This window comes from Micromonospora sp. DT229 (assembly GCF_049844505.1).
Lineage (GTDB): Bacteria > Actinomycetota > Actinomycetes > Mycobacteriales > Micromonosporaceae > Micromonospora.
The window spans coordinates 64847-90643 of the sequence record NZ_JBNCLD010000002.1; the positions used below are offsets into that span (position 1 = coordinate 64847).

Annotated in this window: 16 protein-coding genes and 1 riboswitch; of the genes, 7 read left to right on the forward strand and 9 right to left on the reverse strand. The window is 70.6% G+C overall.

Going from position 1 to position 25797, the window contains the following annotated elements; translation table 11 throughout:
- Positions 1-264: 264 nt before the first annotated feature.
- A complete protein-coding gene (locus tag ACLQ2T_RS03055) occupies positions 265-1446 on the forward strand; it encodes an ABC transporter substrate-binding protein (protein WP_425764463.1) in 1182 nt (393 codons plus the stop codon).
- 197 nt (positions 1447-1643) lie between these two features.
- Here the strand turns inward: ACLQ2T_RS03055 and ACLQ2T_RS03060 are convergent, their stop codons facing one another.
- On the reverse strand, positions 1644-2504 hold the full coding sequence (locus ACLQ2T_RS03060) for an ABC transporter permease (protein WP_425764464.1): 861 nt from the start codon (positions 2502-2504) through the stop codon (positions 1644-1646).
- A gap of 91 nt (positions 2505-2595) precedes the next feature.
- Complete coding sequence (locus tag ACLQ2T_RS03065) at positions 2596-3621, reverse strand: ABC transporter substrate-binding protein (protein ID WP_425764465.1); 1026 nt, start codon at positions 3619-3621, stop codon at positions 2596-2598.
- A gap of 270 nt (positions 3622-3891) precedes the next feature.
- On the opposite strand from ACLQ2T_RS03065, the gene ACLQ2T_RS03070 reads away from it, so the two are divergent.
- The 4 genes from ACLQ2T_RS03070 to ACLQ2T_RS03085 all read left to right on the forward strand — a co-directional run bounded on the left by ACLQ2T_RS03070 (position 3892) and on the right by ACLQ2T_RS03085 (position 8463).
- Positions 3892-4677: an ABC transporter ATP-binding protein gene (locus ACLQ2T_RS03070; protein WP_425764466.1), complete on the forward strand. Its 786-nt coding sequence runs from the start codon at positions 3892-3894 to the stop codon at positions 4675-4677.
- Positions 4678-4679: 2 nt separating this feature from the next.
- Positions 4680-5630 carry an LLM class F420-dependent oxidoreductase gene (locus ACLQ2T_RS03075; RefSeq protein WP_425764467.1) on the forward strand — a complete coding sequence of 317 codons (951 nt, stop codon included), beginning with the start codon at positions 4680-4682 and terminating at the stop codon, positions 5628-5630.
- A complete protein-coding gene (locus tag ACLQ2T_RS03080; RefSeq protein WP_425764468.1) occupies positions 5627-5956 on the forward strand; it encodes a cupin in 330 nt (109 codons plus the stop codon). The genes ACLQ2T_RS03075 and ACLQ2T_RS03080 overlap by 4 nt, the downstream gene beginning before the upstream one ends.
- A gap of 77 nt (positions 5957-6033) precedes the next feature.
- Positions 6034-8463 (forward strand): hypothetical protein, encoded by a 2430-nt coding sequence (locus ACLQ2T_RS03085; protein ID WP_425764469.1) that lies wholly within the window; start codon positions 6034-6036, stop codon positions 8461-8463.
- A gap of 45 nt (positions 8464-8508) precedes the next feature.
- Here the strand turns inward: ACLQ2T_RS03085 and thiC are convergent, their stop codons facing one another.
- The 7 genes from thiC to ACLQ2T_RS03120 all read right to left on the reverse strand — a co-directional run bounded on the left by thiC (position 8509) and on the right by ACLQ2T_RS03120 (position 14341).
- The gene (gene thiC / locus ACLQ2T_RS03090) at positions 8509-10101 is read right to left on the reverse strand and encodes a phosphomethylpyrimidine synthase ThiC (RefSeq protein ID WP_425764470.1); all 1593 of its coding nucleotides are present in this window, start codon (positions 10099-10101) and stop codon (positions 8509-8511) included.
- 16 nt (positions 10102-10117) lie between these two features.
- Positions 10118-10906 (reverse strand): bifunctional hydroxymethylpyrimidine kinase/phosphomethylpyrimidine kinase, encoded by a 789-nt coding sequence (thiD, locus tag ACLQ2T_RS03095; protein ID WP_425764471.1) that lies wholly within the window; start codon positions 10904-10906, stop codon positions 10118-10120.
- Positions 10907-10922: 16 nt separating this feature from the next.
- Positions 10923-11606, reverse strand: coding sequence for a thiamine phosphate synthase (locus tag ACLQ2T_RS03100; RefSeq protein WP_425764472.1), 684 nt, complete (start codon positions 11604-11606; stop codon positions 10923-10925).
- Positions 11603-12376 carry a thiazole synthase gene (locus ACLQ2T_RS03105; protein WP_425764473.1) on the reverse strand — a complete coding sequence of 258 codons (774 nt, stop codon included), beginning with the start codon at positions 12374-12376 and terminating at the stop codon, positions 11603-11605. Before ACLQ2T_RS03105 ends, ACLQ2T_RS03100 begins: the two co-directional genes overlap by 4 nt.
- A 5-nt stretch (positions 12377-12381) precedes the next feature.
- Positions 12382-12582 (reverse strand): sulfur carrier protein ThiS, encoded by a 201-nt coding sequence (thiS, locus tag ACLQ2T_RS03110; protein ID WP_425764474.1) that lies wholly within the window; start codon positions 12580-12582, stop codon positions 12382-12384.
- The gene (thiO, locus tag ACLQ2T_RS03115) at positions 12573-13721 is read right to left on the reverse strand and encodes a glycine oxidase ThiO (protein ID WP_425764475.1); all 1149 of its coding nucleotides are present in this window, start codon (positions 13719-13721) and stop codon (positions 12573-12575) included. Before thiO ends, thiS begins: the two co-directional genes overlap by 10 nt.
- On the reverse strand, positions 13715-14341 hold the full coding sequence (locus ACLQ2T_RS03120) for a thiamine phosphate synthase (protein ID WP_425764476.1): 627 nt from the start codon (positions 14339-14341) through the stop codon (positions 13715-13717). The genes thiO and ACLQ2T_RS03120 overlap by 7 nt, the downstream gene beginning before the upstream one ends.
- Positions 14336-14445: riboswitch (TPP riboswitch) on the reverse strand. (Overlaps the previous gene by 6 nt.)
- Before the next feature lie 330 nt (positions 14446-14775).
- On the opposite strand from ACLQ2T_RS03120, the gene ACLQ2T_RS03125 reads away from it, so the two are divergent.
- Together ACLQ2T_RS03125 and ACLQ2T_RS03130 are read left to right on the forward strand one after the other, a co-directional pair.
- Positions 14776-19482, forward strand: a complete 4707-nt coding sequence (locus tag ACLQ2T_RS03125; protein WP_425764477.1) for a ThuA domain-containing protein — start codon at positions 14776-14778, stop codon at positions 19480-19482.
- 357 nt (positions 19483-19839) lie between these two features.
- Positions 19840-25635: a ThuA domain-containing protein gene (locus tag ACLQ2T_RS03130; protein WP_425764478.1), complete on the forward strand. Its 5796-nt coding sequence runs from the start codon at positions 19840-19842 to the stop codon at positions 25633-25635.
- The last annotated feature ends 162 nt before the right edge of the window (positions 25636-25797 follow it).

The following is a 25797-nucleotide window of genomic DNA, read 5'->3' on the forward strand; positions in this document are numbered from 1 at the left end:
CACAGTGCCCTTGATCAGGGCATGTAGCTCCAGAGTGGTCATTCGTGTCGTCAGAGTGAGCAAACGAAAACACGTCGCTACCCCAACATGTGGGATTGGTGTCCCGAAACGCTCCCGCTGGCTCCGCTTGACCGCAGCGCCCGGCATTGGCAAGGTTTTGCAGGCTTCGCGCACACGGTACGGCAGACCCACCCAGAATATCTACTGAGGACGCTGCCGCCGCCGGTGACCGGGCCCCGCCCGTGCCGCATCAGGAGGACAGAGTTGACCCCCTTCCGCTCCGCGACCGCTCTGGTGGCCGCATCAGCTCTACTGGCCACCACCCTCACCGGCTGCCAGTTCGGCGGGCAGGAGCAGGACACCTCGCCGATCGTCATCGCCGCCGACCTGGAACTGTCCGGGGCGGCCGCCAGCGTCGGCAAGGCGCACCGGCAGGCACTGGAGTTGAAGATTGAACAGCTGAATGACTCCGGCGCCCTGAACGGCCGGACTATCAAACTGCTGCCGAAGGACAACCGCTCCGACGCCGGGGAGTCACTGCGGAACATCGTCGACTTCGCCAACGATTCACAAGTCAGCGCCATCATCATGGGCGGCTGCAACGAATGCGCGGTCGGCGCGGTCCGCACCATCAATGAGAAGCAGATCCCCACCATCGCGCTGGCATCGGCCGGCGCGGTAACCAACCCGGTGGCAGATCGACGCTACGTGTTCAAACTGGCACCGAATGCAGCCGATAATGCCGGCGCTATCGCCGGCGAGCTGAGTCGTCGACGGGTCACCTCGGTCGGGTTGTTGCGCACCGACGACGCCTACGGCAAGGAGGGCGCCGAGGCACTGCGGGCCGAGTTCGGCAAGGCCGGGATCCAACTGCTGGCCGAGGCCACGGTCCGCACCACCGACACCGAGGTGGACCGGCAGGCCGGCACCCTGGCCGTCGCCCAGCCCGAGGCGCTGGTCATCTGGACCCCACCGGAGCAGGCGATGCTCGCCGCCGGCGCGGTCAAGCAGGCCGGCTTCACCGGGCGCCTGTTCTTCGACGCCTCCGCCGCAGGTGACCTCTTCCTCGGCGCCTCGGCCCGGGCCGCCGAACGGGCGACCCTGGTCTTCACCCAGACGATGGTGATCGACGACGTCATCGCCACCACCCCCGCGAAGGCCGCCCGTCGTCAGTGGTTCCAGGACTACACCGCCCGTTTCGGCGGCTACCACGGATCCTCGTCGTTCGCGGCGGACGCCGTCCAACTCATCGTCGACGCCGAACTGCGCGCCGGCGGCCCGGCCGGCAAGGTCGACCGGGAAGGCCTGCGCGACGTGCTGGAGACCTCCCAGATGGACGGACTGTCCGGGCCGATCCGAATGACGCCGGACAACCACTCCGGACTGATGCCGCAGGCTCTGACCACCCTGGTCGCTCGTAACGGCCGCTGGAGGTTGGCTAGCTGAGGCCTCTGTCCTTCTTCTGCTGAGTGGGGTGTGGCCCCAGCACAACCGGCTCCGGGCGGTCAGGCTTGATCCCTGCGCCGGTTGTGCTGGGGCCACACCTGCGTTCGTCCAAGGGTGACGGACGCGGTCAGCTTGGGTTGGTGATCTCTGGGTCGGTTACGTCCGCCCGTAGGTGCTGGTGGTCTGGCTGGGGGTGGTCAGCGGCTGGAGGTGGTTTCGCGTACCCAGGGCAGGCTGAACCGCTCGATGATCACCAGGGCGGTGTAGAGCAGGATGCTGACCAGGGCGACCAGGATGATCGCTGCCCAGGCGGTGGCGGTGTCGCCGATGCCTGCGTACTGCTGGATCACATAGCCCAGACCGCCCTCGCCGGCCTGGAACTCGCCGATCACCGCGCCGATCGCGGCCAGCGGCATGGCCACCTTGAGGCCCACGAAGATCTGCGGCAGGGCGGCCGGGAAGCGGATCTTCCGGAACGCCTGCCAGCGGGAGGCGTTGTAGGAGCGGACCAGTTCGGCCAGGTCGGCCGGGGTGGTCGTCAGGCCGGTCGCGGTGGACAGCACGATCGGGAAGAAGCAGAGCAGGAAGACCATGGTCAGGATGGGCTTCTGACCCCAACCGAGCGCCACCACCAGCAGCGGGCCAAGGGTGATCTTCGGTACCGCGTTGACGGCCACCAGCAGTGGGGTGAACATCCGCTCCACCGTCCGCGAGGCGGCCAACGCCAAACCGATCAGCACTCCCGCCGCGGCGGAGAGCGCGAAGCCGACCAGGATCTCCCGGGTGGTGAGCGCGGTGTGCTCCAGCAGCCGTTGCGGCCTGTCGGCGAACGCGGACAGCACCGAACCCGGCGGCGGCAGGGCGGCCGGGTGGATCAACTCCAGCCGAGCGACCACCCACCAGACCCCGAACGCGATCAACAGTCCAACGGCCGGTAACACCGCCGCCACGGTGGCGAGCCGCAGGTCGCCGGCGCGCCATCGCCGGGGACGCGGTGCGGCAGAGGACGGCTCGGGCAGTGTCTGCCCCACCGTCTGCCGCGGACGGACGTCGGTCATCGGACCCTCCTGGATGTGGTGTTTCGGCGTCGACGCGGGTACGCCGCACCTGTCGTAAGGTGCGGCGTACCCGACATCGAAGTGATCAGCTTCAGCCCTTGGGGGCTAGGTTGAAGTCGATGACCTGCTCGGGGGTCAGATCCGACTTCAGCGCACCCGCACCGCGCAGGATGGCGATACTCTTCGCCACCCGGCCACTGTCCAGGGTGCCCAGGGCGGTGCCGGAGTTGCTGGAACGCACGTAGCCGGCCATCAGCTGAAGCTCGGCGGCAGCCGCGGCGGGGTTGACCGCCTCGACGTTCTTGGCCAGGATCTCGGCCGCCTCCTGCGGGTTCGCCAGGGCGTCCTCCAGGCCCCTGAGCAGCGCCGCGGTGAACCGCTTGACCATCTCCGGCTTTTCGCTGGCGGTCTGCTTCGAGGTGATCAGCACGTTGCCGTAGAGGTCCTGCATCACGTTGCTGTACGGCAGCAGAACGGCCTTCTTCTTGGTCACCGCCTCGATCGTCGGCTGACCGACGACGAACTGACCGATGCCGTCGACCGCGCCGGAGGCGAGGGTGCCCATCAGGGTCTGCGCCTCACCGTTGACCCAGGTGACCTTGGTGTGGTCGATGCCGGCCATCCGGGCGTACGTCGGGAAGAGGTTGCGTACGACGGAGCCGGGGGTGTCGGCGAGCTTCTTGCCCTCCAGGTCCTTCGGGGTGTTGATGCCGGTGCCCTCGACGGTGGCGATGGCCGCCATCGTGCGCTGCTGGATCGCGGCGACCGCGACGAAGTCCTTGGCCTCACCGTTGCCGAGTTGCAGCAGGCCACCGGTCAGGTCGATGGGGCCGAAGTCGGCCTGCCCGCCGACGATCGTCTGAATGATCGCGCCGGAGCCCTGGCCCGGCTTGATCTCGACTTCGAAGCCGGCCTCCTTGAAGTAGCCCTTCTCCTTGGCCACCCAGGCGTAGGCGTCACGCCCGAAGTTTCCGAACGAGGTCAGGTAGGTCACCTGCTCCAGGGCGGCGCCACCGCCGTTGGTGTCGTCGGCCTCGTCCGAGCCGCTGCACGCGGCGACGAGGGCTAGTGCGGTGGCCATCGTGGCCGCGGCGACCGTACGGGTCAGCCTTTTCATCAAGTACACCTTGTCCTTTCCCACCGGGGCGTCGGGCCGCCGGAAGGGGGTCTGTCGGGCGGCGCCGGCAGCCGGGAGGGAAGCCGACACCGCGCATCGAGGGGGATTCTTCGCGGGCACAGCGTACGAGAAGTCTCGCTTTGTGACACCAGGCGTATCGGGTTGCGGTAAGGAAACAAAGTCAACTCCACCCCGGACGGTGCATTCTGCACAGAGCCGGTTAGCCTTTGACGGATTCCTGATCAAGCACTCAGCCGGAGGCCCCCGGAGATGATCCGTCTGTCCGAGGTGTCCCGCACCTTCGACGGCCGCACCGGCCGGGTCGAAGCGCTGCGCGGCATCGACCTCGCCGTCAGCGACGGCGAGTTCGTCGCCGTCCTCGGCCGCTCCGGGTGCGGCAAGTCCACCCTGCTGCGGCTGATCGCCGGGCTGATTCCGGTCAGCTCCGGCACGATCACCGTGGGTGACACCCCGGTCACCGGGCCGCGTCAGGACATCGCCATGCTGTTCCAGCGACCGGCCCTGCTGCCGTGGCGGACCGTACTGGACAACGTCCTGCTGCCGGTGGAGATCTTCGGCTGGAAGCGCGCCGACCACCGGGAGCGGGCCCGGCAACTGCTCGAGGTCGCCGGCCTGGCCGGGTTCGAGAAGCGGCTGCCGCACGAACTCTCCGGCGGCATGCAGCAGCGGGTGTCGCTGTGCCGGTCACTGATCGGCAACCCCCGGGTGATGCTGATGGACGAGCCCTTCTCCGCCCTGGACGCGCTCACCCGCGAGGAACTGTCCGGGGAACTCCAGCGGGTGCACATGAGCAGCCGGGCGACGGTCGTCTTCGTCACCCACTCCATCGACGAGGCCGTCCTGCTGGCCGACCGGGTGGTCGTGCTCAGCCCGCGCCCCGGCCGGGTACGCAAGATCGTCGAGGTGGCCATCCCCCGACCCCGCACCCTGGGCCGCAACGCCCACCTGGCGGAGGTCGCCCAGGTCAGCGCCGACCTGCACGAGCTGCTGATGGAACGCGACCAGCCGGTGGCCGTCGGCCCGGAAGGACGATGAGGGTGCGCGTCACCGTATTCACCGAACCGCACCGGGGCGCCAGCTACGACGATCAGCTCCGCTTCGCCCGGCTCGCCGAGGAGGGCGGGTTCGAGGGCTTCCTCCGCGCCGACCACTACCAGGCGATGGGTGACGAGCCGGCCCTGCCCGGACCGACCGACGCCTGGCTGACCCTGGCCGCGCTGGCCCGGGAGACCAACCGGATCCGACTCGGCACCCTGGTCACCTCGGCCACCTTCCGGCTACCCGGGCCACTGGCCGTGATGGTGGCCCAGGTGGACCAGATGAGCGGCGGCCGGGTCGAGCTGGGCATCGGGGCCGGGTGGTACGCCCGTGAGCACACCTCGTACGGCATCCCGTTCCCCGCCGTCGGGGAACGCTTCGACCGGTTCGCCGAGCAGTTGGAAGTGATCAGCGGGCTGTGGGCCACGCGAGCGGGCGAGACCTTCAGCTACGCCGGGAAGCACTACCAGCTCACCGAGGCCCCCGCGCTGCCGAAGCCGGTGCAGACCCCCGGCCCGCCGATCATCGTGGGCGGGCGGGGTCCCCGACGTACCCCTGAACTGGCCGCCCGGTACGCCGACGAGTTCAACGTTCCGTTCACCAGCCTTGAGCAGACCGCTGCGGCGTACGAGCGGGCCCGGCAGGCCAGCGACCAGATCGGCCGCGCCGACAGCGGACGCGCCCCGCTGGTGTGCTCGGCCGGCATCGTGGTGGCAGTCGGGCGTACCGACTCCGAGGCCAAGCAGCGGGCGGCGCCGCTGCACGTCAAGAGCGCCCTGCCGCCCGAGGACCCGGTGGTCGGCTCGCCGCAGCAACTGGTCGACCGGATCGGCGAGTTCGCGGCGATCGGCACCGAGCGGGTGCACCTGCGCCTGATCGACCTGTCTGACCTCGACCACTTGGAGCTCATCGCCAGCGAGGTGCTCCCCCACCTGGAGACGACCCGATGATCGACAACACCCCGGTGGCACCGGCGACCGACCAGGACCTGGTCCTCGGCCCGGTGGGCCAGGAGATCGTCTACGAGAACGACCGGGTACGGGTCTGGCACATCCGACTGGAGCCGGGCGAGCAGCAGCCGCTGCACCGCCACGACCACCCCTACCTGGTGGTGGCCGTGCACGGCGCGAAGAACGTGATCCAGACCATCGACGGCGTCACGATCGATGCGGACGAACCGACCGGCGGGGTGGTCTACCGCGACCCCGGGGCGGTGCACATGCTCACCAACGTCGGCGACACGACATACCTGGCCCGGCTGATCGAACTCAAGTAGCTCTACCGCACGCAGGTAGGACGGCGTTCACGGCGCGCCGGTGGCGATCGGTGGCAACGGAACGTAACGTGCCGGACATGGCCAATCGGACCTTGAGCCGGCTACTGCTCACGGCGTTCGGCGTCAGCCTGCTGGCCGGAGCCGGTCAGCTTGGCCTCGCCTTCGGCTTCGGCATCATCCGGCTGACCGGCGCCTTCAACGGCGCCACCGTCAACCAGTGGCCGGCCCAGCTCGTCTGGGTCGGCTGGTTCGCGGCGAACGCCGCCGTGATCGGTGCCGTGCTCACCGAGCGGGTGGCCCGGCAGGAAGGCCGGCTCACCGGCACCGGCCGGCAACTCGCGGTGGCCGGCAGCGCCGCCCTGGGGGCCACCGTCGTGGCGCCGTTGTGCATGCAGCCGGCCCGCAGCGCCGAGCTCATCTCGGTCGATCCGGTCTGGGCGGTGGCCATCTGCGCCATCCTCGGCGCGGTGGTCGGGGCCGGTGCCGCGCTGGCCGTCCTGGTCCGCCCACCGTTCGCCTGGAACATGGCTGCCCTGGCCGGGGCGATGTGGCTGATCGCCCTGCTGTCGGTCGTACCCTCACTGGGTGCCGGCGGACCGCTGACCCCGGTCCGCCTCGGTGTGCTGGAACCGGCCTGGCTGTCCGTCGACACGGCGCAGCAGTTGGCGTTGCTGATTCTGCCGTTGTTGGCCCTGCTGGCCGGCCTGGCCGGTGGAGCTGTCGCCCGGTGGCGCGGGCACCCGGCGCTGACCAGCGGGCCGAGTGGGGTGGCCGGGCCGGTGTTGGTGGCCTTCGCCTACCTGGCGGCCGGGCCCGGCGACTCCGCCGACCGCTACCAACTCGCCCCGTACTACGGCGCCCTGATCGCGATCGCCGTCGGCGCGCTCGGTTCGGCCGCTGCCGCTCTCCTACCCTGGCCGCTGACCGGTCGTTCCGCCTCCGGCACCCCGGCCATCGAACCCACCGCGATCCTCCAGCCGCTACCCCCGACCCCGGCCCTGCCCGCCTCGTCGCGCCGTCCGGCCGAGCACCCCGTAGCGGCTGCCGACACCCCACCGCACTGGCAATGGCCGGAACCCCAGCCCTCCCTGGACCCACCGACGGCCGCCGAGGTCACGACCGAAGCGGGGCTCGGAGCACGGGAGCTGCCGCCCGCCTCGGCTGCCGACCGCCACCCCGTCCCGTTCTCAGCCACCGACCGCCTGTCCACGACAGAACCCGAGCCAACAGAGGATGCGGCGACAACGGAGCCCGAAGCACTGGAGGCTGCGGCGACCACGGGACCTGGCTCAACGGAGGCTACGGTGTCGGCCGTCGAGATTCGGGGGGCGGCACCGACCCCGGCCTCCGCGCAAGCCCCGGCGGCGGCCGACCCTGCGGCCGACTCCGCCCCGGTGGGCGACGGCAGTGACATTCCGCTGGCCGGGCGGTCCGCCCGCTCGCCGCTGGCACCCGCCCCGGCTTCGTCCGCAGCGCCAGATCCGGTCGAGGCTTCGGTTTCGGTGGGCAAGACGCCGACCCCCCGGCGGACCCGCAAACCCCGGGCCGGTACGACGGCCGCCGCTGCGGAGCAACAGCCCGAGCAGTCTGCGGAGCAAAAGTCCGAGCAGGGGAAACCGGCCGTCCTGCCGGAGACCACCCACACCAGTGATGACGCCGACCCCGCCGCGCCTACCGCCACCTCCTCGGGGGCGACCGGCCCCGGAGCGCACCCTGACCTGACCGCCCAGGCCGCTTCGGACGAGGGCGCCCGCCCGACGCAGTACCCGTCCACCGCCACCGACTCGGCCCCCCTGCTCTCCGCCGAGCTGCGGCCCGAACCGGCACCACGCCCCCGCCACCGCCTGTCGTTGCCCGAACTGAACTCGACAACGCCGTGGAACGCCTTCGCGCCCGCCCGACCGGCCGATCCGCCACCGGCCGAGGACCAGCAGACCACCACCTTCGGCACCCCGCGAGCGGTAGCCGCCACCACCGCTCCGACCGCCACCGAGCCACCGACACCGACCGGTCACGGTCATCCCACCTTCTCCCCCAGCCCGGCTTCGACCTCCCCCAGCCCGGAGGCGACCACGCCCGGGCTGGAGTCGCCCGCGCCTGCTGGGCTGGAGGCAGTACCGCCTGCTGCGGAGGCGACCGCGCCCGCCGGGACCGATCCGAGGGCCACCGCACGGGGGCTCTCGGCCGCCTTCGCCGCCACCCCGGCCCGCACCACCGACCCGGCTGCCACCGCCCGTGACCTGTCCGCCGCCTTCACCAAGCCACCTGCGGTCGCCCCGGAGGACATCCAGCCCGGGGAGGAACGCGACAAGGGTCTGCGCGGCCTGTTCCGTCGGGGCAGATCCCGCCCGGACAGCACGGTCGACGGTGAGGAACCGCTGCCCGCCCAGGACGAGGAGTACGTGGACTGGGTGACCGGGCTCGGTCGACCCGTGACCGAGGACGAGCCCGCCCCGAAGACGTCCCGCCGCTCGCTGCGCTCGACCGGCCGGCACCACCGGGACTGACTTGACCCCGGTGACCGGCCGGCCGAGCGCCCGCCTATGGACCGGTCAGGCCAACGGCAGGTAGACCCGCCCGCCGGAGGCGAGGAACTCGTCGGACTTGTCCTTCATGCCCCGGGCGGCGTACTCCTTGAGATCCTGGGTGATCTTCATGGAGCAGAACTTCGGCCCGCACATCGAGCAGAAGTGGGCCGTCTTCGCCGGTTCGGCCGGCAGCGTCGCATCGTGGTACGACCGCGCGGTCTCCGGGTCCAGCGACAGGTTGAACTGGTCTTCCCAGCGGAACTCGAACCGCGCCTTGGACAGGGCGTCGTCCCAGGCCTGCGCGCCCGGGTGCCCCTTGGCCAGGTCGGCCGCGTGGGCCGCGATCTTGTACGCGATCACGCCCGCCTTCACGTCGTCCCGGTCCGGCAGGCCGAGGTGCTCCTTCGGAGTCACGTAGCAGAGCATCGCGGTGCCGAACATGCCGATCATCGCCGCCCCGATGGCCGAGGTGATGTGGTCGTACGCGGGTGCGATGTCCGTGGTCAGCGGGCCCAGGGTGTAGAAGGGCGCCTGGTGGCACCACTCCTGCTGGAGGTCCACGTTCTCCTTGATCTTGTGCATCGGCACGTGACCCGGGCCCTCGATCATCACCTGCACGTCGTACTCCCAGGCGATCTTCGTCAGTTCGCCCAGGGTACGCAGCTCGGCGAACTGGGCCTCGTCGTTGGCGTCCGCGATCGAACCCGGCCGCAGCCCGTCGCCGAGGGAGAAGGTCACGTCGTAGCGGGCCAGGATCTCGCACAGTTCCCGGAAGTTGGTGTAGAGGAAGTTCTCCTCGTGGTGCGCCAGGCACCAGGCCGCCATGATCGACCCGCCGCGCGACACGATGCCGGTCACCCGGTCCACCGCCAGCGGCACGTACGGCAGCAGCACCCCGGCGTGCACCGTCATGTAGTCCACGCCCTGCTCGGCCTGCTCGATCACGGTGTCCCGGAAGACCTCCCAGCTCAGCTTGACCGGGTCACCGCCGACCTTTTCCAACGCCTGGTAGATCGGCACCGTGCCGATCGGCACCGGCGAGTTGCGGACGATCGCCTCGCGGGTCTCGTGGATCCGCTTGCCGGTGGACAGGTCCATCACGGTGTCCGCGCCCCACCGGGTCGCCCAGGTCAGCTTCTCCACCTCCTCGGCCACCGAGGAACTGACCGCCGAGGTGCCGATGTTGGCGTTGACCTTGACCAGGAAGGCCTTGCCGATGATGGCCGGCTCGCACTCCGGGTGGTTGACGTTCAGCGGCAGCACCGCCCGCCCGGACGCGATCTCCTCCCGGACGAACTCCGGCGACCTGCCCTCCCGGATCGCCACGAATTCCATCTCCGGGGTGACCACCCCCGCCCGGGCGTACCCGAGCTGGGTCGGCCGATTCCCGTCCGCCCCCGCCAGCGGGGTGCCCGGACCGCGTATCGGGGCCACATCCCCCCGCTCGGCGATCCACGGCCCACGCAGCGGGGGCAGCCCGACCTGGGGGTCGGAGCCCGGACCGGAGGTGTCGTAGAGCCGTACGGGTGGGTTGTCCCCGGTCAGCTCCACCTCCGCGAACGGCACCCGGATCTCCGGCCGCGAGCCCTCGACGTACACCTTGCGCCGTACCTGCATGACAGTCTCCCTGTGCTCAGGTGGACCAGCCGAAGTGGTCCAACGGACCGCGTCCCGCACCCAACTCCCAGTTCCGCGCGCCGGCCAGCGCCCGGCTCACGTACTTCTTGGCCTCCGCCACCGCCACCGGCACCGGATCGCCCATGGCCAACCGCACCGCGGTCGCCGCCGAGAACGAACACCCGGTCCCGTGGCTGTGCCGGGTCGGTACCCGAGGGGCCCGCAGCACGGTCGTCCCCTCCGGACCGTGCAGCACGTCCAGGGCCTCGCCGCCGGTGTCCACGTCACCGCCGGTCACGATCACCCACTCCGGGCCGCCGGAGGCCAGGGCCCGGGCGGCCGTCGTCATCTCCGCCAGATCAGTCACGGCAGCCCCGGTGAGGGCCGCGGCCTCCGCGCTGTTCGGGGTCGCCACCCGGGCGTACGGCAACAGCCGCTCGACCGCCGCCACCACACCGAGGCGGTGTCCACTGGTGGCCACCAGCACCGGATCGACGACGAGTTGCGGCAGTCGCCCGGCCGCCGCCGCGTCGGCGATCGCACCCGCCACCGCCGGCGTACCGAGCATCCCGGTCTTGACCGCCCGCACCGCGAAGTCGGACAGCACGCTGTCCAGCTGCTCGGTGACCGTCTGCGGGGGCAGCGGCAGGACGGCGTCCACGCCCAGGGTGTTCTGCGCGGTGACCGCGGTGAGCACACTCGTGCCGTAGGCGCCGAGCGCGGCGAAGACCTTCAGGTCGGCCTGGATGCCGGCACCGCCGCCGGAGTCCGAGCCGGCCACGGTGAGCACGGTCGTAGGGGTCATCTGTCTTCCTCAGGATTCAGGTCGAAGCTGCCTCGAAGGCGCTGGTCAGTTCGGCAGCGGTCTGCTGCGGGTCAGGGGAGCGCATGATCGCGCCGAGGACGGCGACGCCGACGGCGCCGACCTGCCCGCAGGCGCGTACCTGGGCCGGGGTCTCGATGCCGCCGAGCGCCAGCACCGGCACCGGACTCAGCCGGATCAACCCGGCCAGTCCCGCCGGCCCCAACGCCGGCCCGTAGAGGGGTTTGGTCCTGGTCGGATAGACCGGCGAGAGGGTGACGTAGTCCTCGGTGCGCAGCCGACGCAGTTCCGTCTCGTCGTGACAGGACCGACCGACCAGCTGGGCGCCCGGCGGCGGCCCGGAGTCGCTCGCCGACAGGTGCACAGCCACCACCGGCCCACCCACAGGCTCCGCCCCCGACACGACCCCGCCGGCGGCGGGTTCGATGGGCAGCAGGGGGTCGGGGCCGGCGACGATGAGGGTGCCGCCGGCCTCGGTCAGGACCGGCCGCAGCTCGGCGGCGAGGGCGAACCGTTCGGCGCGGGGCAGGTCCTTCTCGCGCAGCAGCACCCAGCGCACGCCCCCGGCCACGGCCGCCGCCACCACCTCCGCCAACGGCCTGCGGGCCACCCGCCGGTCCGTCAGCACCACAACGCCGGAGACACCCCAGGACAAGCCGTCGGCGCCCGGGTGCGGGGTCACAGCTCGGGGCGACCTTCGTCGGGGGTACTGGCCAGGGCGTGGAAGCGGCGGGGGATGCGGCCGGCACCGGCGGCCAGCCGACCGGCGGTGATCGCGTGGCGCATCGCGGTGGCCATCGCCACCGGGTCCGCGGCTCGAGTCACCGCACTGGCCAGCAACACCGCGTCGCAGCCCAACTCCATGGCCAACGCCGCGTCGGAGGCGGTACCGATCCCGGCGTCCAGGATCACCGGCACCTCGACGCTCTGCCGGATGAGCCGGATGTGGTGCGGGTTGGACACCCCTAGGCCGGACCCGATCGGCGATCCCGCCGGCATCACCGCCGCACAGCCGACGTCGGCGAGCCGACGAGCCAAAATCGGATCATCCGAGGTGTACGGCAGCACGGTGAATCCGTCGGCGACGAGTTCCTCGGCGGCGCGCAGCAGTTCCACCCCGTCGGGCAGCAGGGTCCGCTCGTCGCCGATCACCTCCAGTTTGACCCAGTCGGTGTCGAACGCGTCCCGGGCCAGGTGCGCCACCTTCACCGCCTCACCGGCGGTGTAGCAGCCGGCCGTGTTCGGCAGCAGTCGGACCCCGCACCGGTCCAGCAGGTCCAGCAGACCCCCCGAGCCACCGGGGACGGTGTCCACCCGACGCAGGGCCAGGGTGACCAGCTCGGTGCCGGAGGCCCGGATCGCCTGTTCGAGCACGTGCAGGTTGGCCGCCCCGCCGGTACCGAGGACCAGCCGGGACCCGAACCGGGTACCGCCGAGGGTGAAGCCGTCCATCGTGGTCACCCGCCCTGGGCGGCGCTGAGCACCTCTACCCGGTCGCCGCCGCGCAGTACGGTCGCCGGCCATCCGGTACGCGGCACCACCTCGCCGTTGACCGCCACGGCCACCCCCCGGTGCTGCGGCGTGACCTGTCGTACCAGTTCGGCGACCGTGGCGCCCTCGGGCACCACCTGCCCGACGCCGTTGACCGTCAGCTCCATCTGTCGTCCTCCTTGCTGTCCGGGCGGAACCGGTCGGCCCGGAAGGGGCGCAGCATCGACCCGCCCGCTCCCTCCCCGGTGATCAGGCCGGTGATCAGATCCGCGGTGACCGGGGTGAGCACGATCCCGTGCCGGTGGTGACCGGTGGCCGCCAGCACCTCCGGCCGGTCGGGCAGCGGCCCCAGGATCGGTGCGTTGTCCGGGGTACCGGGGCGCAGCCCGGCGATCGTCTCCACCAGGTCGTACTCGGCCAGCTCGGGCAGCAGGTCGACCGCGGCCCGCAGCAGCCGCAGGACCGCACCGGCGGAGACCGCCAGATCGGAGCGTTCCTCGACGGTGGCACCGACCACCACCTCACCGCACTCACGCGGGACCAGGTAGACGTGCTCGCCGTCGGCGTACCCCCGGATGACGTGCCGGAAGCCCGGCGGGCCGCCGTCCGGGGTACGCAGCCGCAGCACCTGGCCCTTCACCGGGCGGACCGGCAGCCCGGTCAGGGCGGCGGCGCCGCAGCCGGCGGCGACCACCGTCACCTCGGCGGACAGTTCGGACAGTCGCCCCACCGGCTCGGTGACCAGCACCGCACCGGCCCGCTCGGCGGCCAGGCGCAGTGCCGGTACCAGCCGACGCGGGTCGACCTGGTGGTCGGTGGCGGCGAGGGCACCCCCGCGAACCCGGGGGGCCAGCGCCGGTTCGTACTCGCGCAACTCGGAGGGCCGCAGCGGGGTCACCGGCAGACCCAGACCCTGCTGGTACGCCCACAGCCGCCGCGCCTCGGCCAGGTCGTCGGCGGTCAGCCCCACCATCAGGGTGCCCTCGGTCCGGTACCCGATGTCCAGGCCGGTGGCCTCGGTCAGCTCGGCGGCGAAGGCCGGCCAGCGCCGAGCGGACTCGGTGAGCAGCCCGGTCAGTTCGTGCTCGCCGAAGTACGCCTCCGCCACCGGCGCCAGCATCCCGGCGGCCACCTGGGAGGCTCCCGACCCCGGAGCCGGATCGTGCACCACGACCCGCAGTCCCCGGGCCGCGCACCGCCAGGCGATCGCCAACCCGATCGGCCCCGCCCCCACCACCGCCACCTGCGGTGCAAGGAAGGGCCCCCGCTTAACGTCTCCGGTATAGGAAGGGCCCCCGCTTAACACGTCAGCGCCCTGACCAACTCGGCTGCGGCGTGGGCGGGATCGGCGGCTGCGGAGAGCGCGCCGACCACCGCCACCCCGTACACGCCGGCGGCCCGTAACCCGGGTACGTCCGCCGCCGTCACTCCCCCGATGGCGATCACCGGTACGGCGACCGCCTCGACCACCGCCCGGACGCCGGTCACCCCGATAGCCGGGGGCAGGCCGTCCTTTGTGGTGGTGGCGTGGCAGGGGCCCACGCCCAGATAGCTGGCTCCGGCGGCGACCCCCTGGACGGCCGAGACCGGCTCCCGGGCGGTGGCGCCCAACACCGCCTGCGGGCCGAGCACCTGCCGGGCCGCCGCCACCGGCAGATCGTCCGCGCCGACATGACCGCCGGCGGCCCCGGCCGCCAAGGCCACATGCAGGCGGTCGTTGACCAGGCAGGTGACGCCGTACGGCCGGCAGCGGGCGAGCACCCGGCAGGTCAGCTCGTACGCCTCCCGGTCGGTGACGGCGTCCTCGACCCGGACCTGGACCACCAGCTCGGTGTGGGCCACCGGCAGGACGGCTGCGAGCACGGCCAGCGCGTCCCGGCCCGGTCGGGTGTCGGTGATCAGATGCAGTCGTCCGAGGGACGGCACGGCAACACTCCTCCCTGCGCCGGCATTACCCGGATCAGGTTCGACGGTCGGGGGCTGGCAGCCCCCCTCTCAGCCCGGTACACCGGGCTCCCGTGGGTTCGTTGGGTGTCAACGTACGTCGTTTCGGCTGCGCCGCCAACCCCCGGACCCGCGCCGGCCGACTTCCGGAGCTGCCCGACTCAACCGTGTCGCCCTCGCCCGGCGACCGGAAAAGACCCGGTTATGCAGCGACTCATGCCAATTCGACAACACCTCGTTACCAAGCTGTTACATCAATGAGTCTTGCCCGAAACCGATCGACCAAAGCAAATTTGATTGATCGGCTCAGTTCCTCGGCAGCCAGACCCTCACCGTCAGGTACGAGCACTCGGACCGACCCGGAGTAGCCACCGACGTCCGCTCCGACCCGTCCTACACGGAAAGAGGAGATCTTCGTGCCCCGAACCAGCCGCGGGCGAGCAACTCTCGACCCGTTAGCCGTGGCGCTACTCGCCCTGGCTCTCGTCCTGACCGCCGCGCCGTTCCCGATCGCCCGCCCCACAGCCGCCCAGGCCGCCGGCCGTACCACCACCCAGGCCGCCGCCCCCACCACCGCCCAGGCCGCGGCTGCGGAGCCGTTCTCCGTCCTGGTGTTCTCCAAGACCGCCGGGTTCCGCCACGACTCGATTCCCGCCGGCATCCGGGCGATCCAGCAGCTCGGCACCGCGAACAATTTCACAGTCGTCACCACTGAGGACGGTGCCGCCTTCACCGACACCAACCTGGCCAGGTTCAAGGCGGTCATCTGGCTGTCGACCACCGGTGACGTGCTCAACGCCACTCAACAGTCGGCCTTCGAGCGCTACATCCGCGCCGGTGGCGGATACGTCGGGGTGCACGCCGCCTCCGACACCGAGTACGACTGGGCCTGGTACGGCCAACTGGTCGGCGCCTACTTCAACAGCCACCCGGCCAACCAGACCGCCACGGTGAAGGTCGAGGACACCACCCACGAGTCGACCCGGCACCTGCCGGACCGGTGGTCCCGCTTCGACGAGTGGTACAACTTCCGCACCAACCCCCGCGCCCGTCAGGTGCAGGTGCTGGCCTCGCTGGACGAGCGCAGCTACAGCCCCGGCAGCGGGGCGATGGGGCACGACCACCCGATCGCCTGGTGCCAGAACTACGACGGTGGCCGGTCCTGGTACACCGGTGGCGGGCACACCCAGGAGTCCTTCGCCAACGCCGAGTTCCTCCAGCACCTGCTCGGCGGCATCCAGACCGCGGCCGGGGTGGTGCACGCCGACTGCGGCGCCGGTCGGGCCGCCAACTTCGAGAAGGTGACGCTGGACAGCAACACCAGCAACCCGATGGAGTTGGACATCGCCGAGGACGGGCGGGTCTTCTACATCGAGCGCGACGGCCGGGTCCAGATCATCAAGCCGGACACCGGGCAGACCGTCACCGCCCTGCGGCTGAGTGTCTTCGCCGGCAACGAGGACGGCCTGCTGGGCATCCGCCTCGACCCCAACTTCGCCAGCAACGGGTGGATCTGGCTCTACTACGCCCCGAGCGCGGGCGGATCCCGCAACTACCTGTCCCGGTTCACGGTCACCGGTGACACGATCAGCCCGTCCAGTGAGCGGGTGGTCCTGGAGGTGCCCACCCAGCGCAACACCTGCTGCCACATGGGCGGGACGATGACCTTCGACTCGGCCGGCAACCTGTACCTGGCCACCGGGGACAACACCAACCCCTTCGAGTCCAGCGGATACAGCCCCTTGGACGAGCGCTCCGGGCGCGCGGACTACGACGCCCAGCGTACTGCCGGCAACACCAACGACCTGCGCGGCAAGGTGCTGCGGATCCGGCCCCAGGCCGACGGGACGTACACCATCCCGAGCGGGAACCTGTTCGCCCCGGGAACCGCCCGGACCCGTCCGGAGATCTACGCGATGGGCCTGCGCAACCCCTTCCGGATCGGCATCGACCCGGTGACCAATGTGCTCTACGTCGCCGACTACGGCCCGGACGCCACCACCACCAACGCGAACCGGGGCCCGGAGGGCCTGGTGGAGTGGAACATCGTCGACCGGCCGGGCAACTTCGGCTGGCCGTACTGCCACGGCAACAACCAGGCGTACAACGACTACCAGTTCCCGTCCGGCCCGAGCGGGGCCAAGTTCAACTGCTCCGCGCTGGTGAACAACTCCCCCAACAACACCGGTCTGACCAACCTGCCGGCGGCCATCCCGGCCACGGTCGACTACGGCTACGGCGGCAACAGCCGCTTCCCGGAGATCGGCGGCGGCGGAGCGCCGATGGCCGGCCCGGTCTACCGGTTCGACCCGAACATCTCGTCGCGGCGGCAGTGGCCGGCGTACTTCGACGGCAAGTCGATCTTCGGCGAGTGGAACCAGTCGCGGATGTACACCATGCAGGTCAGCCGGGACGGCAAGACCCTCGTGGACATCAACCGGATCCTCGACCAGATGACCTTCGTCCGGCCGATGGACATGGAGTTCGGCCCGGACGGCGCGCTCTACCTGATCGAGTGGGGTAGCGGCTTCGGCGGCAACAACGACAACTCCGGGGTCTACCGGATCGACTACACCGCCGGGGCCCGTGCCCCGATCGCGGTGGCCGCGGCGACACCCACCTCGGGGGCTCCGCCGCTGGCGGTCAGCTTCTCCAGCGCCGGTTCCCGCGACCCGGACGGTGGCATCCTCACCTACGCCTGGACCTTCGGTGACGGTGGCACCTCCACCCAGGCCAACCCGACCCACACGTACACCCGGTCCGGCAGCTACACCGCGCAGTTGCGGGTGACCAACCCGGCGGGCCGCAGCGCGGTGGCGAACGTGCCGATCACGGTCGGCAACACCGCCCCGACCGTCACCATCGAGTTCCCCCCGGACGGCGGCTTCTTCTCCTGGGGTGACCAGGTCGCGTACACCATCCGGGTGACCGACCCGGAGGACGGCACGATCGACTGCGACGAGGTCGAACTCCAGGTGCTGCTGGGACACGACGAGCACGCCCACCCGCTGGAGCGGCACACCGGCTGCACCGGCACGGTGCAGACCCAGCTGGCCGACGGCCACGGGGCGGACGCCAACGTCTTCACCGTGCTGGAGGCGACCTACACCGACCGGGGCGGTTCCGACGGAGCCGAGCCGCAGACCGGCCGGGCCCTGAAGATCCTCCAGCCCAAGCGCAAGGAGGCCGAGTACTTCTCGGCCACCGGCCGGGTGGCCGGCGCCACCGGGGGCGGCACCGCCGGGGTGGAGAAGGAGACCACCGGTGACACCGCCGGCGGTGGGCAGAACATCGGTTGGATCGAGGACGGCGACTGGTGGTCGGTCAGCCCGGCCAGCCTGACCGGGGTCACCTCGATCCAGTTCCGGGTCGCCTCGGCCACCTCCGGTGGCCGGATCGAGGTCCGGGCCGGGGCCGCCGACGGTCCCCTGATCACCACCGCCACGGTGGCCGGCACCGGGGGCTGGCAGACCTACACCGACGTCACCGCGCAGATACCCAACGGCGCCTCCTCGGAGGGCGGGCTGTACTTCGTCGCCCGGGACCCCAACCGGGGCACCGGAACCCTGTTCAACGTCAACTGGATGAACTTCGTCGGCCCCGGGGTCAGCGGCAACGCCCCACCGACGGTCACCGCCACGGCCACCCCGACCAGTGGGACCGGGCCTCTGGCCGTGACCTTCACCGGTACGGCGTCCGACCCGGACGGGGACACCCCGCTGACGTACGCCTGGGACTTCGGCGACGGTCAGACGGCGACCACGCTCAACGCCACCCACACCTACACCACGGCGGGCAACTACACCGCCACCCTGACGGTCACCGACAGTCGGGGTGCCCGGGGCCAGGCCACCGTGCAGATCCGGGTGGACGGGCCCGGGGGCAATGAGCCCTGCCAGGTGGAGCAGGGGCCCCAACGGTCGGACGAGTTCACCGGCACCTCGCTGGATCGCCAGCGGTGGACCAGCGTGGTGCGGGACAGCCAGGCGTACTCGCTGACCGGGGGTGCCCTGCGCCTGCCCACCGCGGCGGGTGACCTGTACGGCACCCGCAACGACGCGACCAACCTGGTGCTCCAGCCCGCACCCAGCGGGGCCTGGCAGGCGACCACCCGGGTCACCCTGGCGGCCCGGGCCGACTACCAGCAGGCCGGCCTGATCATCTACGGCAACGACGACAACTACGCCAAGCTGGACCTGGTCTACGGCGGCAACCGCAAGGTGGAGTTCATCCGGGAGAGTGCCGGCACCCCGCGCAACGAGAGTGCCGACTCCACGGCCGCTCCCACCGGTGACACCATCCACCTGCGACTGACCAGCGACGGGACGAACCTGACCGCGGCCTACTCCACCGACGGGCAGACCTTCACAGCGGTGGGCCGGTCCGCTGCCCTGGCCGGGATCACCAACCCCCGGATCGGTCTGTTCGCCCTCAACGGCGGCACCACCGCCCCGGTGCTGAACGCCGACTTCGACTGGTTCCGGATCACCCCGGAGGCCACGACCGGTACGAGCGCCACACCCTCGGACGAGTTCACCGGCAGCACCCTGGAGAAGTGCCGGTGGAACGCCATCGTGCGGGAGGAGGCGACCCGGTACCGGGTGACCGACGGTGCGCTGCGCATCGACGTACCCAACGGTGACATCTACGGCACCGACAACACCGGGCCGACGAACTTCGTCCTGCAGAACAGCCCGGCCGGGAACTGGACGATCCAGACCCGGGTCGACGGCAGCCTGTTCAACGAGCAGTACCAGCAGGCGGGTCTGCTGGTGTACGCCGACGACGACAACTACCTGAAGTTCGACTACGTCACGGACAACGCGGCAGGTCAGACGATCTCGCGACGGATCGAGTTCCGCAGTGAGGTCGGCGGGGTGGTGCAGAGCACCCAACCCCAGGCCACCGGGCTGACCCAGGGGATCTGGCATCTGCGCCTGTCCCGCAGCGGCAGCACCTACACCGCCGCCTACTCGGCGGACGGCACGAGTTGGACCACCCTGGGCACGTTGACCAGCACCGCGGTCGGGACCACCCCGAAGGTGGGGCTGTTCACCCTGGGGGCCAACCAGACCGCCTCGAAGACGGCCGCCTTCGACTACTTCCGGCTGACGCCGGGCTAGTCGACCGATCGGAGCCGGCCCGCACCTCTCGGGGTGCGGGCCGGTTCCCGTCCCGAGGTGCCGAGCCGACCTCCAAAGGCCAGAGACCGGACGTACGACTTAGCGGGTGATAGCGGGAGATGTCATCCTCCGTTACCGAACCGTTATTCATCGAAACCTTGCCAAGTACCGATGGACCGGAAGTAATTTGTTCAACGGCTCAACATAATGCTGGAACGGACGCCCCGGCAGGCGACCGATCCGGCTCCACCTGGGACGGTCTTCGGCGAACCGGCCCCGCGACCCCTGTCCGTCAGGACCAAGGAGACCGGAGTGTCCCGACCACACCGTGCCCGCGCACCCATAACCGCCGCCTTGATGAGTCTCGGCCTCGCCGTGACCACGCTTGTCGGCGGACCGGCGCAGGCCGCCTCCACCACCACCAAGACAGCATCACTGGCGCAGACCGCACCGGCGCCGGCCCCAGCACCACAGGCCGCCGCCGACGACTTCTCGGTCCTGGTCTTCTCCAAGACCGCCGGCTTCCGGCACGACTCGATTCCGACCGGCATCGCCGCGATCCAGCAACTGGGTGCCACCCACGGCTTCACCGTGGAGACCACCGAGGACAGCGCCTCCTTCACCGACGCGAACCTGGCCCGCTACCGGGCGGTGATCTGGCTCTCCACCACCGGTGACGTGCTCAACGCCGAACAGCAGGAGGCCTTCGAGCGCTACATCCAGACCGGTGGCGGCTACGTCGGCGTCCACGCCGCCTCCGACACCGAGTACAACTGGCCCTGGTACGGCGAGTTGGTGGGGGCGTACTTCGCCAACCACCCGGCCAACCAGACGGCCACCGTCAAGGTCGAGGACCCGGCGCACGAGTCCACCGCCCACCTGCCGGAGCGCTGGTCCCGGTACGACGAGTGGTACAACTTCCGCACCAACCCGCGCGGCAAGGTGCACGTGCTGGCCACCCTCGACGAGACCAGCTACTCCCCGGGCACGGGCGCGATGGGTCACGACCACCCGATCGCCTGGTGCCGGGACTACGACGGCGGCCGGACCTGGTACACCGGTGGCGGTCACACCCGCGAGTCGTACGCCGAGCCGGAGTTCCTCCAGCACCTGCTCGGTGGCATCCGGACCGCGGCCGGGGTCAGCGGCGCCGACTGCCGCGCCTCGCTGACCTCCAGCTTCGAGAAGGTGACGCTGGACAGCAACACCAGCAACCCGATGGAACTGGACATCGCCGCAGACGGGCGGGTCTTCTACATCGAGCGCGACGGCCGGGTCCAGATCATCAAGCCGGACACCGGGCAGACCGTCACCGCGATCGACCTCGACGTCTTCACCGGCAACGAGGACGGCCTGATCGGCATCCGCCTGGACCCGAACTTCGCCACCAACAACTGGGTGTATCTCTACTACGCCCCGAACGACGGGGTCGCGCGTAACCTGCTGTCCCGGTTCACGGTCACCGGCGACACGATCGACCCGGCCAGCGAGAAGCAGGTGCTGCGGGTCGACACCCAGCGCAACACCTGCTGCCACGCGGGCGGGACGATGACCTTCGACTCGGCCGGCAACCTGTACCTGGCCACCGGGGACAACACCAACCCGTTCTCCTCGGACGCGTACACCCCGATCGACGAGCGGCCCGGTCGCGCCGACTACGACGCGCAGCGCACCTCCGGCAACACCAACGACCTGCGGGGCAAGGTGATCCGGATCCACCCGGAGGACGACGGGACGTACACCATCCCGGAGGGCAACCTGTTCGCGCCGGGCACGGAGAGGACCCGTCCCGAGATCTACGCGATGGGCTTCCGTAACCCCTTCCGGATCGGTATCGACCTGGACACGGACGTGCTGTACGTGGCCGACTACGGGCCGGACGCCGCCTCCGCCAACCCCAACCGGGGGCCGGAGGGCCTGGTGGAGTGGAACATCGTCGACCAGCCCGGCAACTTCGGCTGGCCGTACTGCCACGGCGCGAACCGGGCGTACAACGACTACCAGTTCCCGTCCGGGCCCAGCGGGGCGAAGTTCGACTGCGCCAACCTGGTCAACGACTCCCCCAACAACACCGGCCTGACCAACCTGCCGCCGGCCGTCTCGGCCACGGTCGACTACGGCTACGCCCCCAACCCACTGTTCCCCGAGATCGGTGGCGGTGGCGCTCCGATGGGCGGCCCGGTCTACCGGTACGACGCCGATCTGACCTCCGACCGCAAGTGGCCGGAGTACTTCGACGGCAAGGCGCTGCTCGGTGAGTGGAACCAGTCGCGGATGTACACCATGCAGGTCACCTCGGACGGCAAGTCCCTTGTGGACATCAACCGCCTGCTGGACGGGATGAGCTTCATCCGACCGATGGACTTCGAGTTCGGTCCGGACGGCGCGCTCTACATGATCGAGTGGGGTAGCGGCTTCGGCGGCAACAACGACAACTCCGGGGTCTACCGCATCGACTACATCGCCGGTGACCGGGCCCCGATCGCGGTGGCCAACGCCGACCCCACCTCCGGACCGGCCCCGCTGACGGTCAGCTTCTCCAGCGCCGGCTCCCGGGACCCGGACGGCGGAGCGTTGACCTACGCCTGGACCTTCGGCGACGGCAACAGCTCCGAGGAGGCCAACCCCACCCACACGTACGCCTCGGCGGGCAACTACACCGCCCAGCTCACCGTGACCAACCCCACGGGGCGTACCGCGGTGGCGAACGTGCCGGTCACGGTCGGCAACACCGTTCCGACGGTCACCATCGAGTTCCCGCCGGACGGCGGCTTCTTCGACTGGGGTGACCAGGTCAAGTACACCATCAAGGTGACCGACCCCGAGGACGGGGAGATCGACTGCGACGAGGTCGAACTCCAGGTGCTGCTGGGTCACGACGAGCACGCCCACCCGCTGGAGCAGCACACCGGCTGCGAGGGTGTGGTGCAGACCCAGCTCGCCGCCGGGCACGGCGCCGAGGCGAACGTGTTCACCGTGCTGGAGGCGACCTACACCGACAAGGGCGGCTCCGGTGGGGCCAGCCCGCTGACCGGCCGGTCCCTGCAGATCCTCCAGCCCAAGCGCAAGCAGGCCGAGTACTACTCCAACACCGGCCGACTGGCCGACGGCGTCGGCGGCGGCGACCCGGGGGTGGCCAAGGAGGCCACCGGGGACACCGCGGGCGGCGGCGAGAACATCGGCTTCATCGAGGACGGCGACTGGTGGTCGGTCGAGCCGGCCAGCCTGACCGGCATCGAGTCGATCCGGTTCCGGGTGGCCTCGGCCAACTCCGGTGGCCGGCTTGAGGTCCGTGCCGGCGCCCCCGACGGTCCGCTGGTCACCTCGGTCGTCGTACCGGGCACCGGAGACTGGCAGTCGTACACCGATGTCACCGCGGAGGTTCCGGCCGAGGCGGACTCCACCGGCAAGCTGTTCTTCGTCGCCCGCGACCCGGCCGGCGGCACGGACAGCCTGTTCAACGTCAACTGGATCGACTTCGTCGGCAAGGGGGTCACGGACAACGCCCCGCCGGTCGTCACCGCCAGCGCCACCCCGACCTCCGGCACCGCGCCGCTGGCGGTCTCCTTCAGCGGTACGGCCACCGACCCTGAGGGCGACACCCCGCTGACGTACGAGTGGGACTTCGGTGACGGTGGTACGGCCGACACCCTCAACGCCGAGCACACCTACGCCGCACCCGGCACCTTCACCGCCGTCCTGACGGTGACGGACAGCCGAGGTGCCCGGTCGTACGCCACCGTGCCGATCCGCATCGAGTCCCCGAACACCTCCTGCCTGGGGGCCCGTTCGGACGACTTCAGCGGCGACACCCTGAACCGGGACCGATGGACCAGTGTGGTGCGGGAGAACCAACTCCTGTCCGTCTCCGACGGCGCGCTGCGCATCCCCACCGAGGCCGGTGACCTGTACGGCAGCCGCAACGACGCGACCAACCTGGTGCTCCAGCCCGCACCCAGCGGGGCCTGGCAGGCGACCACCAAGGTGACCGTGCCGGTCACGGCCACCTACCAGCAGGCCGGTCTGATCGTCTACGGCGACGACGACAACTACGCCAAGGTGGACCTGCTCTACAACGGCAGCCGCCGGGTGGAGTTCCTCCGGGAGACTGCCGGCACCCCGCGCAACGACAGTGCCGACAACGTCGCCGCACCGGAGGGTGACACCGTCTGGCTGCGGATCAGCAGCGACGGCAGCACCCTGACCGCGGAGATGTCGGCCGACGGGCAGACCTTCAGCCCGGTCGGGCGCTCCGCCGACCTGGCCGGCATCGAGAACCCGCGGATCGGCCTGTTCGCCCTCAACGGTGGCACGGACGCCCCCGTCGTGGACGCCGAGTTCGACTGGTTCCAGGTGACCCCGGACTCCCCCGCCGGGCCGGTCGACCGGTCCGACGAGTTCGACGGCATCTCGCTGGACAAGTGCCGGTGGAACGCCATCCTGCGGGAGGACCCGAGCGCCTACCGGGTCGGCGGCGGGAAGCTGCACATCGACGTGCCCAACGGTGACATCTACGGCACCAACAACACCGACCCGACGAACTTCATCCTGCAGAACGCCCCGAGCGGCGACTGGACGATGGAGACCAGGATCGACGGCAGTCTGCTGGACGAGCAGTACCAGCAGGCAGGTCTGATCGTGTACGGCGACGACGACAACTACGTCAAGTTCGACTTCGTGACCGACAACCAGGCCGGCCAGCCGGTGACCCGGCGGATCGAGCTGCGCAGCGAGATCGACGGGTCGATCCAGGACCCGCAACCGGGTGCGGAGAACCTGACCTCCTCCGAGTGGTACCTGCGGTTGTCCCGCACCGGTGACACCTTCACCGGGTCGTACTCGACGGACGGCACCACCTGGACGGAGTTGACCGGGCTGACCAACGCGGCCGTGGGAGCCACCCCGAAGATCGGGGTGTTCACCCTCAGCGGCAACCAGATCGCCTCGAAGGTGGCCACCTTCGACTACTTCCGGTTCTCCGCGGAGGACGGCCCGAGCGACACGGTGGCGCCGGTGACCACCGCCGAGGTGTCCGGCACCCCGATCGAGGGCTGGCACACCGGGCCGGTGACGGTCACCCTGTCCGCCACCGACGAGGAGGGCGGCAGCGGGGTGGCCCGCACGGAATACCAGCTCGGCGAGGCCGGCACCTGGACCACCTACACCGAGCCGGTGCAGGTGACCGGGGACGGCGAGCACGAGCTGCGGTTCCGGTCCGTCGACGAGGCCGGCAACGTGGAGGAGACGAAGACGGTCACCGTCCGAATCGACACCACCGCCCCGGTCAGCACGGCGGCGTTCGCTCCGGCGAACGACGAGGGCTGGCACGACGGCACCATTCCGGTGGTGCTCACCTCGACCGATGCCGGTTCCGGGGTGCAGCTGCTGGAGTGGTCGCTCGACGGTGGCGCCTGGACGCCGTACACCGAGCCGGTGGAGATCAGCGGCGACGGCACCCATGAGCTGCTGTACCGGGCCACCGACAAGGTCGGCAACGCCGAGACCCTGAAGTCCGCGGTGGTCCGCATCGACGGCACCAAGCCGACCCTGCTGGTCTCCGGCATCGCCGACGGCCAGCTGTACGGCGACAGCCAGGACGTACGGGTGTCCTGGCAGGCGGTCGACCCGACCTCCGGTATCGCCACCGTGGTCGGCACCCTGAACGGCCGGCCGTACCACAGCGGCACCCTCCAGGCGATGTACGAGCTGCCGTTGGGTCTGCACGAGCTGACCGTGACCGCGACCGACAAGGCGGGTAACGCCACCACCGCCTCGGTCCGGTTCTTCGTCACCACCTCGTTCCGGGACATGCAGAACCTGCTGGACCGGTTCAAGGCGACGGGGCGCCTGTCGAACAAGGCGCACGAGCAGTTGTCGAAGCAGCTCGAGAAGGTCCGCAAGGAGGAGGCGAAGGGCAACGACGAGAAGGCGATCAAGGAGCTGATCAAGTTCCGCGATCTGGCCCGTGACGCCAAGCTCGTCGCCGAGGCCGAGATCCGGGAGGTGCTGATCCGGGACGCCGACGCCATGATCGTTCGGCTCGGCGGCACGGCCAGCACGGCAGGGGTCAAGGCCAACGAGGGCAAGTCCGTCAAGGGGGCCGGACGTCTCGGTGGCGACCCGACCCGGCTGGCACCCGGCCGCCGCCTGTGATCCACGGGCCCCGTCCGGTCTCGACCGGACGGGGCCCCGCTCCAACCACGAAGCGGGCCCGGCCGCCCCACCCCGGCCGGGGCCCCACACACCCCCGCCCCCAGGGCGGGGGGGCAGCGGACAGTGGGGCACCTCCCGCCCGGGCGCCCGGTGGGGCGCGGG